The following is a 13186-nucleotide window of genomic DNA, read 5'->3' as shown; positions in this document are numbered from 1 at the left end:
TTTCGGACTCGTGAGGTGACTGCGGGCTAAGGCCTGCCAGTCGCACTCTGTGCACCTCGGCAGGCCTTCTGCCGAACACCACCGCAGTCACCCGACCCGTGAGTCGCCGGCAGTCCGGCCGGCAGGCGTCCGTCCGAACCTAGGCGGACGGCGCCAAGACTCACGGGTCGCCTGCGTTTCCGGCCCCCTCAGGGCGCCAGGCGCTCCACTCGCCAGTTTCCGTCCTGTTCGTGGACGTAGAGGAGGCGGTCGTGGAGGCGGTTTTCGTGGCCCTGCCAGAATTCGACCGTCTCGGGGACGACGCGGATGCCGCCCCAGGACGGGGGGACCGGGACCTGTTCCTGGTCCGGGTAGCGGGCTGCGAGTTCGTCGTAGCGGGCCAGGAGGTCCGCGCGGGAGGCGATGACCTGGGACTGGGGGCTCGCCCAGGCGCCGAGCTGGGAGCCGTGCGGGCGGGTGCGGAAGTAGGCCACCGTCTCGTCGCGGCCGACGTGCACCGCGCGGCCGGTGACGATGACCTGGCGGGCCAGCGGGTGCCAGGGGAAGAGCAGCGAGGCGTACGGGTTCTCCGCCAGCTCCCGGCCCTTGCGGGACTCGTAGTTGGTGAAGAAGACGAAGCCGGCCTCGTCGTAGTGCTTCAGGAGGACCGTGCGGGAGGACGGGCGGCCTTCGGCGGTCGCCGTCGAGACGATCATCGCGTTCGGCTCGTGGATCGCCGGATTCGCGGCGGTCTCCTTGAACCAGCGGGCGAACTGGCCGATGGGTTCGGGCGCGAGGTCGGCCGCGGACAGCTCCGTGGTGCGGTACTGCTCGCGCATGTCGGCGGGATCCAGGGCGTCGGTCACAGGGTCATCCTGCCGCAGCGGCCCAGTCTGCCCGGCACCGCCGGGCGCTAATCCTCTCTGCCCGAATCGGCGCAGTGTGCCGGATGTCACGCTTCCCCGCATCATCGGAACCGTACAGACTCTTCGGCTGGATGACTGTTGATTCTCCACGATCGCCTCGCACGGTTGATCGATCATCGATAGAGGAGCCGCCTGATGTCCGACTTCGTACCCGGGCTCGAAGGAGTCGTCGCGTTCGAGACGGAGATCGCCGAACCCGACAAGGAGGGCGGTGCCCTCCGCTACCGCGGGGTCGACATCGAGGACCTCGTGGGTCATGTCTCCTTCGGCAACGTCTGGGGACTGCTCGTCGACGGTGCCTTCAACCCCGGCCTCCCGGCCGCCGAGCCCTTCCCGATCCCCGTGCACTCCGGTGACATCCGGGTCGACGTGCAGTCCGCGCTCGCGATGCTCGCGCCCGTGTGGGGCCTCAAACCGCTCCTCGACATCTCCGCCGAGCAGGCCCGCGACGACCTCGCCCGCGCGGCCGTCATGGCCCTCTCCTACGTCGCGCAGTCGGCGCGCGGCCAGGGCCTCCCGATGGTCCCGCAGAGCGAGATCGACAAGGCCGAGTCCGTCGTCGAGCGCTTCATGATCCGCTGGCGCGGCGAGCCCGACCCGAAGCACGTCAAGGCCGTCGACGCCTACTGGACCTCCGCCGCCGAGCACGGCATGAACGCGTCCACGTTCACCGCGCGCGTCATCGCCTCCACCGGTGCCGATGTGGCCGCTTCCCTGTCCGGTGCCGTCGGCGCCATGTCCGGGCCGCTGCACGGCGGCGCGCCCTCCCGCGTCCTCGGCATGATCGAGGAGATCGAGCGGACCGGCGACGCCACCGCGTACGTGAAGCAGGCCCTCGACAAGGGCGAGCGCCTCATGGGCTTCGGCCACCGCGTCTACCGCGCCGAGGACCCCCGCGCGCGCGTGCTCCGCCGTACGGCCAAGGAGCTGGCCGCGCCGCGCTTCGAGGTCGCCGAGGCCCTGGAGAAGGCGGCCCTGGAGGAGCTGCACAACCGCCGCCCCGACCGCGTCCTCGCGACCAACGTGGAGTTCTGGGCGGCGATCGTCCTGGACTTCGCCGAGGTCCCGGCGCACATGTTCACGTCGATGTTCACGTGCGCGCGTACGGCCGGCTGGTCGGCGCACATCCTGGAGCAGAAGCGCACGGGCCGCCTCGTGCGCCCCTCGGCCCGCTACACGGGCCCCGGTCAGCGGAACCCGCGCGAGATCGAGGGTTACGAGGACATCGCCGGCTGAGACCCCGGCAGCCGGAGCCGGTGGTGCCTGGCGGGCCCGCACAGCCCCGCCAGGACCTCCGGCCTCTCCGGCACCCCTACACCAGCTCCGCCGGCTGTTCCTGCGGGTGCAGCAGCAGGTCCGCGTGGTGGCGGGCCGTCGTCAGCGGGTGGGCGCGGAGCTTGCCCTTGAGTTCGTTGCGGCCGTACTCGGCGAACAGCGGGTTCGCCGGGTCGGCCGTGACGCCGGGGGCCCGGTCCGCGAACGGGAACTCCAGCGGCGCGATCCGGGCGTCGAGCCGCGGGTTGTAGAAGAACGGCACGGAGAATCGTTCCGTCGCCCCGGGCGGCGAGACCACGCGGTGGTTCGTCGCGATCAGGTAGCCGTTGGTGGCCACCTCGAGCAGCTCGCCCAGGTTCACGACGAACGCGCCCGGCAGCGGCGGCACGTCGTGGAAGTTCCCGTCCTCGCGCTGCACCTGGAGCCCGCCGACCTGGTCCTGGAGCAGCAGGGTGAGGAAGCCGTAGTCCTTGTGCGCGCCGACGCCCTGGTCGTCGCCCTCGCCGCTGCTGCCCGGGTAGCGCACCAGCTTGAGGTGCGGGTGGGCGCGCGGGCCGAAGATGTCGTCGTAGAAGTCCTCGGGCGCGCCGATGGAGGCGAGCAGCTCGTGGAGGAGCCGCTCGGCGACGCCGCTGAGGCGGTCGATCCAGTGCAGGGCCGCCGTCCGGAGCTCGGGGAGCGCGGCGGGCCACTGGTTGGGGCCTTCGAGCCACCAGTACGGGGCTTCCCAGGGTCCGGGGTCGCGCGCGGGCCGTTCGGCGCCGATGTCGAGCTGGTCGCGCCAGTCGCGGGCGCCGGCGGTGCGCTCGTCGCCGATGCGCGTGTAGCCGCGGAAGTGCGGCGAGTTGATGTTGTCGAGGGCGAGCCGGTCGGCCTCGGGCAGGGCGAAGAAGGCGTGCATGGCGTCGGTCAGGGCCTTGGTCTCGGCCTCGGTGATGCCGTGCCCGATGAGCTGGAAGAAACCCACGTCGTGGGCGGCCGAGTGGAGCTGTGCGTGGAGCAGCTTCCTGGCCTGGGGGTCTCGGTCTGCGGCCGAGAGGTCGACGATGGGGAGCTGCGAGGGGTACGAGCTGTTCGTCATGTATGCATCCGCGGGGTATACGGGTGCCCGGGGCGGCCGCCAAGGGTGGGGCGGGGGCCACGGGTGCCGGTCGGCTTGGGGCTCGGACGAGGGACCGCAGGGGTGTGGAGTGGTACCCCGGAAGGTCAGGCGGAGCGGCGACAGCCCATGCTCGTGACGCGGACGTAGTCCACGTGGCGACGGCGTACGAGCAAAAGCATGGAGTCAGCGTACTGCGGGCGGCTGCGGGCGACTGTGGTCCGCGTCACGTCCGGCCCCTCGATGGCTCAAAGTCTGTTCAAAGTGGCGGGTCTACGCGAAGATCGCCGCCACGCATGTTGCGTACACGCCATGCTTCCCGTCGCAGCATCCCATCGCAGGAGGATGTCCATGACCCGCCGCACCTCTCGTGGCCTGGTCGCCGCGGCCGCCGTCACCGTGGCCACCGCCACGGCGGCGCTGCTCCCGTCCGCGGGAGCCTCCGCGGCCACCGCGCCGCAGGCCCGCGTCTTCATGGTGAACCCGGTCCAGTCCTCGGGCGACCAGTCCCTCACCGACCACAAGGACGCGGTGGGCGACGTCCCCGCCTCCGCGTACGCCACGGTCGCGCTCCGCAACCTCGACGCGAGCGGCGCCCTGTCGGGCAAGTGGGCCGCGGTCCGCTCGGAGACCGGCAACCCGGCGAAGGCCGCCGACGCCGCCTCGTACGACCGCTCGGACGACGAGTTCGAGCAGGTCATGGCGTACTTCTGGGTCAACGAGGCGCAGGAGTACCTGCAGGGCCTCGGCTTCGGCACCGAGCTGCGCGGGGCGAACGACCGGGTGCAGCCGGTCCGCCTCAACCAGTGGGGCGCCGACAACTCCTTCTTCACCGACAAGAAGGCCGAGATCCGCTTCGGCAAGGGCGGCGTGGACGACGCCGAGGACGCCGAGGTGATCGTCCACGAGTACGGCCACGCGGTGCACAACGCCCAGGTCCCCGGCTTCGGCACCTCGGCGGAGGCCGGCGCGATCGGCGAGGCCTTCGGCGACTACCTGGCCGTCGAGGTCGGCTCGAACGCGGTCGCCAAGTACAACTGGCCGCTGAAGGCCGACCTGGCGTGCGTCGCCGACTGGGACTCCACCGGCTACAGCGCGGCCCCGCACTGCCTGCGCCGGATCGACGGCACCAAGACCTACGCGGACTGGGCGGGCGAGGTGCACGCGGACGGCGAGATCTGGTCCCGCGCGCTCTTCGACATCCGGAACAAGCTCGGCGCCCGCACGGCCGACCGGATCATCATCAACGCGCAGTTCGGCTTCGCCGCCGACACCAGCTTCAAGGACGCGGCCCTGACGACGGTCGCGACGGCGCAGAAGATGTACGGCACGGCGGCGGCGGACGCGGTCCGTGACGCCTTCCGGGCCCGCGCGATCCCGGGGGTCTGAGAAATCCCGGGGGTCTGACCGCTCTAGTCGCTCAGCGCCTCGCTCACCAGCCGCGCCCACTGGGACACCACTCGTTCCCGGCGGGCGCGGTCGTCCGTCAGGAGGGTGGCGAGGCCCAGGCCGCGGGCCATGTCCAGGAGGCCCTGGACGGTCTCGCGGACGCCGGGCCGTGACTCGTCGGCGCCCAGGACCTCGACGGCGATGCGGTGGGACTCGCGGCCGACGCGGGCCTCCAGCTCGGTGACCCGCTCGCGGAGCTGTTCCTCGCCGGAGGCGGCGACCCACAGGTGCAGCGCGGCCCGGAAGAGGGGTCCGGTGTAGAGGCCGACGAGGGCGGCGACCGCCTGTTCGCGGTCGTCCGTACGGACCGCCCGCAGGGCCTGCGAGCGTTCCTCCGCGACGTACTCGACCGCCGCCGTGAACAGGTCCTCCCGGGTGGGGAAGTGGTGCTGGGCGGCGCCCCGGGAGACGCCGGCGCGTTCGGCGACGACGGCGACCGTGGAGCCGGCCCAGCCGTGCTCGGCGAGGCAGGACACGGCGGCTTCGAGCAGCCGCTGCCGGGTGGCGCGGCTGCGGTCCTGCTTGGGGTTCCGGTCGGGCTTGGCGGTCCGGCCCGGCCCGTCCGGCTTCGGCTGGTTCTGTGCGGTCAGAGCCGCCATGCGGGGTCCCGTCGTTCGAGGAAGGCCGTCATCCCCTCGCGCGCCTCGGCGGAGGCGAAGAGCGTGGCCGACCTCTGCACGAGGTCCTCCGCGTCGCGTTCGAAGGTCTCCAGGACTCTAGCGGTGACCAGTCGTTTCGCCTCCCGCAGGCCCTGCGGGGAGCCGGCGCGCAGGGAGTCGAGGATGGTGTCGAGTTCCTCCGCGCCGGCCGTCACCAGACCCATCGCGACGGCCTCAGGGACCCCGAACCGCTCGCCCGTCAGGTAGTGCCGGGCGGCCGCGCGCGGTTCCAGCCGGGGGAGCAGGGTGAGCGAGATGACGGCGGGCGCGACCCCGATCCGTACCTCCGTGAGCGCGAAGTCCGCCCCCTCCCCCGCCAGCACGATGTCCGCCGCGCCGAGCAGGCCGAGGCCGCCGGCGCGGGTGTGGCTGCCGGCGGTGACGTGGGCGACGACCGGTTTCGGGAGCTCGACGATCTGCCGGAGCAGGTCGACGAAGGCGTACGGGCTGGGCGGGGCCTTGAGGTCGGCGCCGGCGCTGAACGTGGAGCCGGTGTGGGTGAGGACCACCGCCCGTACGGCCGGGTCCTTGGCGCAGGTGGTGAGCGCGTCGGCGAGCTCGGCGACGAGCGGGGCGGAGAGCGCGTTGCGGGTGTGCGGGGAGTCCAGGGCGAGGGTGGTGATGCCCCGCTCCTCGGTGACGTCGATCAGCGGCAGGCTCATGCGCGGTCCCTCAGTTCCCTTCGGAGGATCTTCCCGGACGCTGCCCGGGGCACGGTGTCGATGAACTCCACGGCGCGGACCTTCTTGTACGGGGAGACCCGGGCGGCGACGTGGGCGATGACGTCCTCGGCGGTGAGGCCGGGTGCGGCGGGCTGGCGGACGACGAAGGCCTTGGGGATCTCGGTGCCGTCGGCGTCGGTGACACCGATGACGGCGGCGTCGGCGACGCCCTCGTGGGTGAGGAGGAGCGCTTCGAGCTCGGCGGGGGCGACCTGGAAGCCCTTGTACTTGATCAGCTCCTTCACCCGGTCCACGACGAAGAGCCAGCCGTCCTCGTCGACGCGTCCGATGTCGCCGGTGTGCACCCAGCCGTCGGCGTCGATCATGGCGGCGGTGGCGTCGGGGCGGCCGAGGTAGCCCTTCATGACCTGGGGGCCGCGGATGGCGATCTCGCCCTCCTCGCCGGGCGCGGCGTCCTTGGCGGGGTCGTCGAGGGAGAGGATCCGCATCTCGGTGGAGGGCAGCAGCCTGCCGACGGTGCCGGGCGGGGGCGCCGGGGCGTCGAGCGGGACGACGTGGGTGCCGGGCGACAGCTCCGTCATCCCGTAGGCCTGGCTGACCGGCGGGAGCCCGAGCCGGGCGGAGCAGGCCTCGGCGAGGGCGGCGTCGAGGGGGGCGGCGGCGCTGACGATGTACTCCAGGGAGGACAGGTCGTAGTCGGCGACGGCCGGGTGCTTGGCGAGGGCGAGGACGATCGGCGGGGCGACGTACAGCCCGTTGATGCGGTGCTTCTGGATGGCGCCGAGGAAGCTGTCGAGGTCGAAGCGGGGCAGGACGACGACGGTGGCGCCGGAGCGGAGGGGCGCGTTCATGAGGGCGGTGAGCCCGTAGATGTGGAAGAAGGGGAGGACGGCGAGGATCCGGTCGCCCGGGCCCATCGGGATGACGGGCTCCAGCTGCGCCAGGTTGGTGGCGATGGAGGCGTGCGTGAGCATCACGCCCTTGGGGACGCCGGTGGTCCCCGAGGAGTACGGCAGCGCCGCCACGTCCTGCTCGGGGTCGACGTCGACCTCGGGTACGGCCCCGGTGGAGCCGAGGAAGTCCTGGAGCGAGCGCGCCCCCTCCCCTTCCTCGGCCCGGTCGCAGACGAAGATCTCCTCGATCCCGCCGGCGAGTTCGGCGGCCGCGCGGGCGGCGCCGAGCAGCGGGGACACGGTCACGATCCACCGCGCCGACGCGTCGCGGAGCTGCTTGGCGAACTCCTCGGGCGTGGCGAGCGGATGCACCGTGGTGACGGAGGCACCCGCGCGCGTGGCGGCGTAGAACGCGATGGGGAACAGCACGGTGTTCGGGCTGTGCAGGGCGAGCACGTCGCCCTTCCGCACCCCGGCCTCGGCGAGCCCGGCGGCGACCTTCCGGTGGAAGGCGTCGACCTGCCCGTACGTGAGGCTGAGCTCCCCGGCTCCGTCGATCAGCGCGGGCGCGTCCGCCCATGCGGCGGCGCGCCCGAGGACGGCGTCGTGGATGGGGAGGGAGACGGTGGGAACGGGCTCGTACGCGCTGTGGAACACCATGCTGGCCCCCTGGGAGAGGTGGAAGGTGATCGCCAGGATCGCTGCTGCGGGCGAACTTGGGGAGAGAGCGCGTCGATGTGCCTCAGCCCTCGCAGGCCACGCCGTCGCCGTCGCGGTCCAGCTTCCTGCTGTAGCCCGGGTCGCCCACGTGGATCGGGGCGGCGCCGGCGGCGCGGACGGCCGCGCAGTTCTCGTAGTAGACGTTCGACTCCTCGGTGGTCCTGGCGGGTTCGGGTTCGGCGGTCTCGGGCTGCTGGGTCGACGGGCGCGGCGCCGGGGCGCGCGTGGGCGTCGGGGTGGGCTTCGGCGCCTCGGTCGTCGGCTCGGGCGTCGCGGACGTGGGCTCGGGCGTCGGCTCCGTCGTGGCAGGCGTCGTCGGGGTCGGCTCGGTGGTGGCCCCGGGCGTGGGGGTCGCCGTGGCCGAGGTGGCGGGCTTCGGATCGGTCCCGCCGTCCTCCTTCGGCGGGTCGCTCAGCGCGAACAGCAGGAACCACAGGCCCGAGACGACGGTCGCGACGATCTTCGTCGTCCGGGTCCACCGGCTCGTCCAGGTCAGGGCTATGCCTGCCGGCGGGAGGATCACCAACAGGGTGATGACCAGGGCGGGATGCTGCCACCAGCGCCGCCGGACGGGCATCGGGGCGGGCTGGTACGGGTGGGGAGGCGGGTACACGAGTGGCTCCTGAGCGGTAGTCAAGTGACCCGGATCGTACACAGGATGTTCACAACTGGTACCCCTGTGTACGGAATCGACTCCGCACTGTGTCAGGAACGTGCGGGACGGGGCTCCCCCGTCCCGCAGGTCCCGTCAGTACGACTTGGGCAGCCCCAGCGTCTGGTGGGAGACGAAGTTGAGGATCATCTCCCGGCTGACCGGGGCGATCCTGGCCACACGGGCCGCCGTGACCAGACGGGCCAGGCCGAACTCCTTGGTGAGGCCGTTCCCGCCGAGGGTGTGGACGGCGGTGTCGACCGCCTTCACACACGCCTCCGCCGCCGCGTACTTCGCCATGTTCGCCGCCTCGCCCGCGCCCATGTCCTCCCCCGCGTCGTAGAGGTGCGCGGCCTTCGCCATCATCAGGCGGGCCAGTTCGAGCTCGATGTGGGCCTGGGCGAGCGGGTGGGCGACGGCCTGGTGAGCGCCGATCGGGGCCTTCCAGACCTGGCGTTCCTTCGCGTACCTGACCGCCTGCGCGAGGGCGTACCGGCCCATCCCGATCGCGAAGGCCGCCGTCATGATCCGCTCCGGGTTCAGGCCCGCGAAGAGCTGCAGCAGGCCCGCGTCCTCGTCGCCCACCAGCGCCTCGAAGGGAAGGTGCACCTCGTCGAGGGTGAGTTCGAACTGCTTCTCGTTCGCGTCCAGTTCCATCTCGATGTGCCGGCGGCCGAAGCCGGGGGCGTCGCGCGGGACGACGAAGAGGCAGGGCTTCAGGCTGCCCGTGCGGGCGTCCGAGGTGCGGCCCACGATCAGCGTCGCATCCGCGATGTCCACCCCGGAGACGAAGACCTTCCGCCCGTTCAGGACCCAGCCCTCCTCGGTGCGCGTGGCCGTGGTCGTGATGCGGTGCGAGTTCGAGCCCGCGTCGGGCTCCGTGATCCCGAACGCCATCGTCTTCGACCCGTCCGCGAGCCCCGGCAGCCACGCCCGCTTCTGCTCCTCGGTCCCGAAGCGGGCGATGACCGTGCCGCAGATCGCGGGCGAGACGACCATCATGAGCAGCGGCGCGCCGGCCGCGCCCGCCTCCTCCAGCACGATCGACAGCTCGGCCATGCCGCCGCCCCCGCCGCCGTACTCCTCGGGGAGGTTCACGCCCAGGTAGCCGAGCTTGCCCGCCTCGGCCCACAGCTCGGCCCGGTCGAAGCCGGGACCGTGGCGGTGACCGAGCGCGGAGACGGCGGCGCGCAGTGCGGTGTGCTCGGGGGAATCGATGAGGGTGCTCATGCGGGGTCTTCCTCCTGTGCTTCGGACGGGGCGTGTTCCTGTACGACGGCGAGCAGGGCGCCGACCTCGACCTGGCGGCCGGGGGCGGCGTGGAGTGCGGTGAGCGTGCCGGAGGCGGGGGCGATGACCCGGTGCTCCATCTTCATGGCCTCCAGCCAGAGCAGCGGCTGCCCGGCGGTGACCCGGTCGCCGACCGCGAGACCGTCCGCGACCCGGACGACGGTGCCGGGCATCGGGGCGAGCAGGGAGCCGGGCGCCGACTGGTCGCGCGGGTCGGTGAAGCGGGGGCGGACGGTGAGGCGGTGGCCGCCCGCGTGGACGGTGTCCCCGTACGCGGCGACCTCGAAGTGCCGGACGACTCCCGCCACTTCCAGGCTCACAGAGCCGGGCCCGGCCTCGACCACGCGTACGCCCGCCGGGGACGTGACCTCGTAGCCTCCGTCCCTCGTCGGCCGGTAGCGGACCTCGTGGTCCCCGTACGTCCTCGTCTCGTCCTGCGAGCGGACGTTGCGCCACCCGCCGCCGAAGCGGCTCGGGCCGGTCGACGCCTGGGCGAGGGCCGCCGCCACCGCCGCGTACTCCCCGCCCCGGGCCGGGCTGGTCAGCTCGGGCAGGTTCCGGTCGTAGAAGCCCGTGTCGAGGGCGCCCTCCGCCGCGTACTCCGGGTGCCTGAGCGAGGCGACCAGCAGGTCCCTGTTGGTGACCGGGCCGTGGACCACGGCCCGCTCCAGGGTGTGGGCGAGCTTGCGGAGGGCGGCCTCCCGGGTCGGGGCGTGGACGATCACCTTCGCGAGCATCGGGTCGTAGTGGACGCCGATCGTGTCCCCCGAGGCGTATCCGGTGTCGACGCGCACGCCTCCCGTGACCTCGAAGCGGTGCAGGACGCCCGTCTGCGGGGCCCAGCCCACCGCCGGGTCCTCGGCGTAGAGCCGGGCCTCGACCGCGTGGCCGCGCGGGGCCGGGGGCTCGGGGGGAAGCGGGTGGCCCTCGGCGACGGCCAGCTGGAGGGCGACCAGGTCGACCCCGTACACCTCCTCCGTCACCGGGTGCTCGACCTGGAGGCGGGTGTTCATCTCCAGGAAGTGCGCCCGCCCTCCCTCGACGAGGAACTCGACCGTCCCCGCGCCCACGTACCCGACGGCCTTCGCCGCACGGACAGCCGTGTCGAGGAGCTGCGCTTCGAGCGCGGCGGGCAGGCCGGGCGCGGGCGCCTCCTCGATCACCTTCTGGTGCCGGCGCTGGAGGGAGCAGTCGCGGGTGCCGAGCGCCCAGACCGTGCCGTGGGTGTCGCAGAGGAGCTGTACCTCGACGTGCCGGCCGTTCTCCACGTACGGCTCGACGAACACCTCGCCGTCCCCGAAGGCGCTCGCCGCCTCGGCCGACGCGGCCCGCAACTCCCCTTCGAGGGAGGCGAGTTCTCGTACGATCCGCATGCCCCGCCCGCCGCCGCCCGCCGCCGCCTTCACGAGGACGGGCAGGTCGGCCTCCTTCACCTCGCGCAGGGGCTCGATCCCGAGGAGTTCCTTCGCCCGGGTCTTCGACGCCATCGCCTCGATGGCCTCCGGCGGCGGGCCGATCCAGATCAGCCCGGCGTCGGTCACGGCGCGGGCGAAGTCGGCGTTCTCGGAGAGGAAGCCGTACCCGGGGTGGACGGCGTCGGCGCCCGCCGCGAGCGCGGCCTTCACCACCAGGTCGCCGCGCAGGTACGTCTCCGAGGGCGTGGCCCCCGGGAGTCGTACCGCCGCGTCGGCCTCGCGGACGTGCAGGGCGCCCGCGTCCGCGTCGGAGTACACGGCGACGGTGGAGATGCCGAGGTCACGGCAGGTACGGAAGACCCGGCAGGCGATCTCGCCCCGGTTCGCGACCAGTACGGTCTGCATCATCAGTGCCTCACATTCGGAAGACGCCGAAGCCGCCGCGCGCGCCCTCGACCGGTGCCGTGTGGATCGCGGAGAGGCACAGTCCGAGGACCGTGCGGGTGTCGCGGGGGTCGATGACCCCGTCGTCGTAGAGCCGGCCGGAGAGGAACATCGGCAGTGACTCGGACTCGATCTGCGCCTCCACCAGGGCGCGCAGCCCGGCGTCGGCCTCGTCGTCGTACGGCTGCCCCTTCGCGGCGGCGGAGGCCCGCGCCACGAGGGAGAGGACGCCGGCGAGCTGCTGCGGGCCCATGACGGCGGACTTCGCGCTGGGCCAGGCGAAGAGGAAGCGCGGGTCGTAGGCGCGACCGCACATGCCGTAGTGCCCGGCGCCGTACGACGCCCCCATGAGGACGGAGAGATGGGGGACGCGGGAGTTCGACACCGCGTTGATCATCATGGCGCCGTGCTTGATGATGCCGCCCTGCTCGTACTCCTTGCCGACCATGTAGCCGGTGGTGTTGTGGAGGAAGACGAGCGGGATGTCGCGCTGGTTGGCGAGCTGGATGAACTGGGCGGCCTTCTGCGACTCGGCGGAGAACAGGACGCCCTGCGCGTTGGCGAGGATGCCGACCGGGTAGCCGTGGAGCCGCGCCCAGCCCGTCGTGAGCGACGTCCCGTACAGCGGCTTGAACTCGTCGAAGTCCGAGCCGTCGACGATCCGGGCGATCACCTCGCGCGGGTCGAAGGGCGTCTTGAGGTCGCCGGGGACGATCCCGAGGAGCTCCTCCGGGTCGTACTTCGGCGGCTCCGCCGGGCCCGGATCCGCGTGGTGCTTGCGGTGGTTGAGGCGGGCGACGATCCGGCGGGCCTGGCGGATCGCGTCGGCCTCGTCGACGGCGTAGTGGTCGGCGAGCCCGGAGGTGCGGGCGTGCATCTCGGCGCCGCCGAGCGACTCGTCGTCGCTCTCCTCGCCCGTCGCCATCTTCACCAGCGGCGGCCCGCCGAGGAACACCTTCGACCGCTCCCTGATCATCACGGCGTGGTCGGACATGCCGGGGACGTACGCGCCGCCCGCCGTCGAGTTCCCGAAGACGACCGCGACGGTCGGGATGCCGGCGGCGGAGAGGCGGGTGAGGTCGCGGAAGAGCGCCCCGCCCGGGATGAAGATCTCCTTCTGGGAGGGCAGGTCGGCGCCGCCGGACTCGACGAGCGAGATGACGGGCAGCCGGTTGGCGTACGCGATCTCGTTGGCCCGCAGGGCCTTCTTCAGCGTCCACGGGTTGGAGGCGCCGCCGCGCACGGTCGGGTCGTTGGCGGTGATCAGGCACTCGACGCCCTCGACGACCCCGATGCCGGTGACCAGGGAGGCCCCCACGGTGTAGTCGCTGCCCCAGGCGGCGAGCGGGGACAGCTCCAGGAAGGGGCTGTCCGGGTCGACGAGCAGCTCGATCCGCTCGCGGGCCTGGAGCTTGCCGCGCTCGCGGTGGCGGGCGGTGTACTTCTCGCCGCCGCCGGCGAGGGCCTTGGCGTGCTCGGCGTCGAGGGCGGCGAGCTTGTCCAGCATGGCCGCGCGATGGGCGGCGTGGTCGGGCCCGCCGGTGTCGAGGGCGGAAGTGATGAAGGTCACTGAACCCCCTGCGCCCGGTGGTAAAGTCGCGTTGTGCTTCGCGAGAACCAAGCTGGCACAACAACCTCCTCGTTTGGGGAAATCGGGCTGGTTCCAACCCGACTGGCACTGATCGCGTCAGACTCGGATGCT

General features: G+C 72.4%; 11 protein-coding genes. 2 read left to right on the top strand and 9 right to left on the bottom strand.

Going from position 1 to position 13186, the window contains the following annotated elements; all coding sequences use genetic code 11:
* Positions 1-188: 188 nt before the first annotated feature.
* On the bottom strand, positions 189-818 hold the full coding sequence (gene pdxH / locus ACWGN5_RS27675; RefSeq protein ID WP_453520064.1) for a pyridoxamine 5'-phosphate oxidase: 630 nt from the start codon (positions 816-818) through the stop codon (positions 189-191).
* 222 nt (positions 819-1040) lie between these two features.
* Here pdxH and ACWGN5_RS27670 point away from each other — a divergent pair, with 222 nt between their 5' ends.
* Positions 1041-2141: a citrate synthase 2 gene (locus tag ACWGN5_RS27670; protein ID WP_189800525.1), complete on the top strand. Its 1101-nt coding sequence runs from the start codon at positions 1041-1043 to the stop codon at positions 2139-2141.
* Positions 2142-2217: 76 nt separating this feature from the next.
* Here the strand turns inward: ACWGN5_RS27670 and ACWGN5_RS27665 are convergent, their stop codons facing one another.
* Positions 2218-3261, bottom strand: a complete 1044-nt coding sequence (locus tag ACWGN5_RS27665; protein ID WP_453519984.1) for an isopenicillin N synthase family dioxygenase — start codon at positions 3259-3261, stop codon at positions 2218-2220.
* 369 nt (positions 3262-3630) lie between these two features.
* Here ACWGN5_RS27665 and ACWGN5_RS27660 point away from each other — a divergent pair, with 369 nt between their 5' ends.
* Positions 3631-4668, top strand: a complete 1038-nt coding sequence (locus ACWGN5_RS27660) for a M4 family metallopeptidase (RefSeq protein ID WP_453519981.1) — start codon at positions 3631-3633, stop codon at positions 4666-4668.
* Between the two features lie 23 nt (positions 4669-4691).
* Here the strand turns inward: ACWGN5_RS27660 and ACWGN5_RS27655 are convergent, their stop codons facing one another.
* The 7 genes from ACWGN5_RS27655 to ACWGN5_RS27625 form a co-directional block, all read right to left on the bottom strand.
* Positions 4692-5327: a TetR/AcrR family transcriptional regulator gene (locus ACWGN5_RS27655; RefSeq protein ID WP_453519979.1), complete on the bottom strand. Its 636-nt coding sequence runs from the start codon at positions 5325-5327 to the stop codon at positions 4692-4694.
* On the bottom strand, positions 5315-6049 hold the full coding sequence (locus tag ACWGN5_RS27650; RefSeq protein ID WP_453519976.1) for an enoyl-CoA hydratase family protein: 735 nt from the start codon (positions 6047-6049) through the stop codon (positions 5315-5317). Before ACWGN5_RS27650 ends, ACWGN5_RS27655 begins: the two co-directional genes overlap by 13 nt.
* Positions 6046-7623, bottom strand: a complete 1578-nt coding sequence (locus ACWGN5_RS27645; protein ID WP_453519974.1) for an AMP-binding protein — start codon at positions 7621-7623, stop codon at positions 6046-6048. Before ACWGN5_RS27645 ends, ACWGN5_RS27650 begins: the two co-directional genes overlap by 4 nt.
* 82 nt (positions 7624-7705) lie before the next feature.
* Positions 7706-8296, bottom strand: a complete 591-nt coding sequence (locus tag ACWGN5_RS27640) for an excalibur calcium-binding domain-containing protein (RefSeq protein WP_453519972.1) — start codon at positions 8294-8296, stop codon at positions 7706-7708.
* A gap of 135 nt (positions 8297-8431) precedes the next feature.
* Positions 8432-9565: an acyl-CoA dehydrogenase family protein gene (locus tag ACWGN5_RS27635; protein WP_453519970.1), complete on the bottom strand. Its 1134-nt coding sequence runs from the start codon at positions 9563-9565 to the stop codon at positions 8432-8434.
* A complete protein-coding gene (locus ACWGN5_RS27630) occupies positions 9562-11448 on the bottom strand; it encodes an acetyl/propionyl/methylcrotonyl-CoA carboxylase subunit alpha (protein WP_453519968.1) in 1887 nt (628 codons plus the stop codon). Before ACWGN5_RS27630 ends, ACWGN5_RS27635 begins: the two co-directional genes overlap by 4 nt.
* A gap of 7 nt (positions 11449-11455) precedes the next feature.
* On the bottom strand, positions 11456-13054 hold the full coding sequence (locus tag ACWGN5_RS27625) for an acyl-CoA carboxylase subunit beta (protein ID WP_453519966.1): 1599 nt from the start codon (positions 13052-13054) through the stop codon (positions 11456-11458).
* Between the last annotated feature and the right edge of the window lie 132 nt (positions 13055-13186).

This window comes from Streptomyces sp. NPDC055815 (assembly GCF_053616475.1).
Note: the sequence above shows the minus strand (reverse complement) of the source record. Positions and strands in the feature narration are given on the sequence as shown.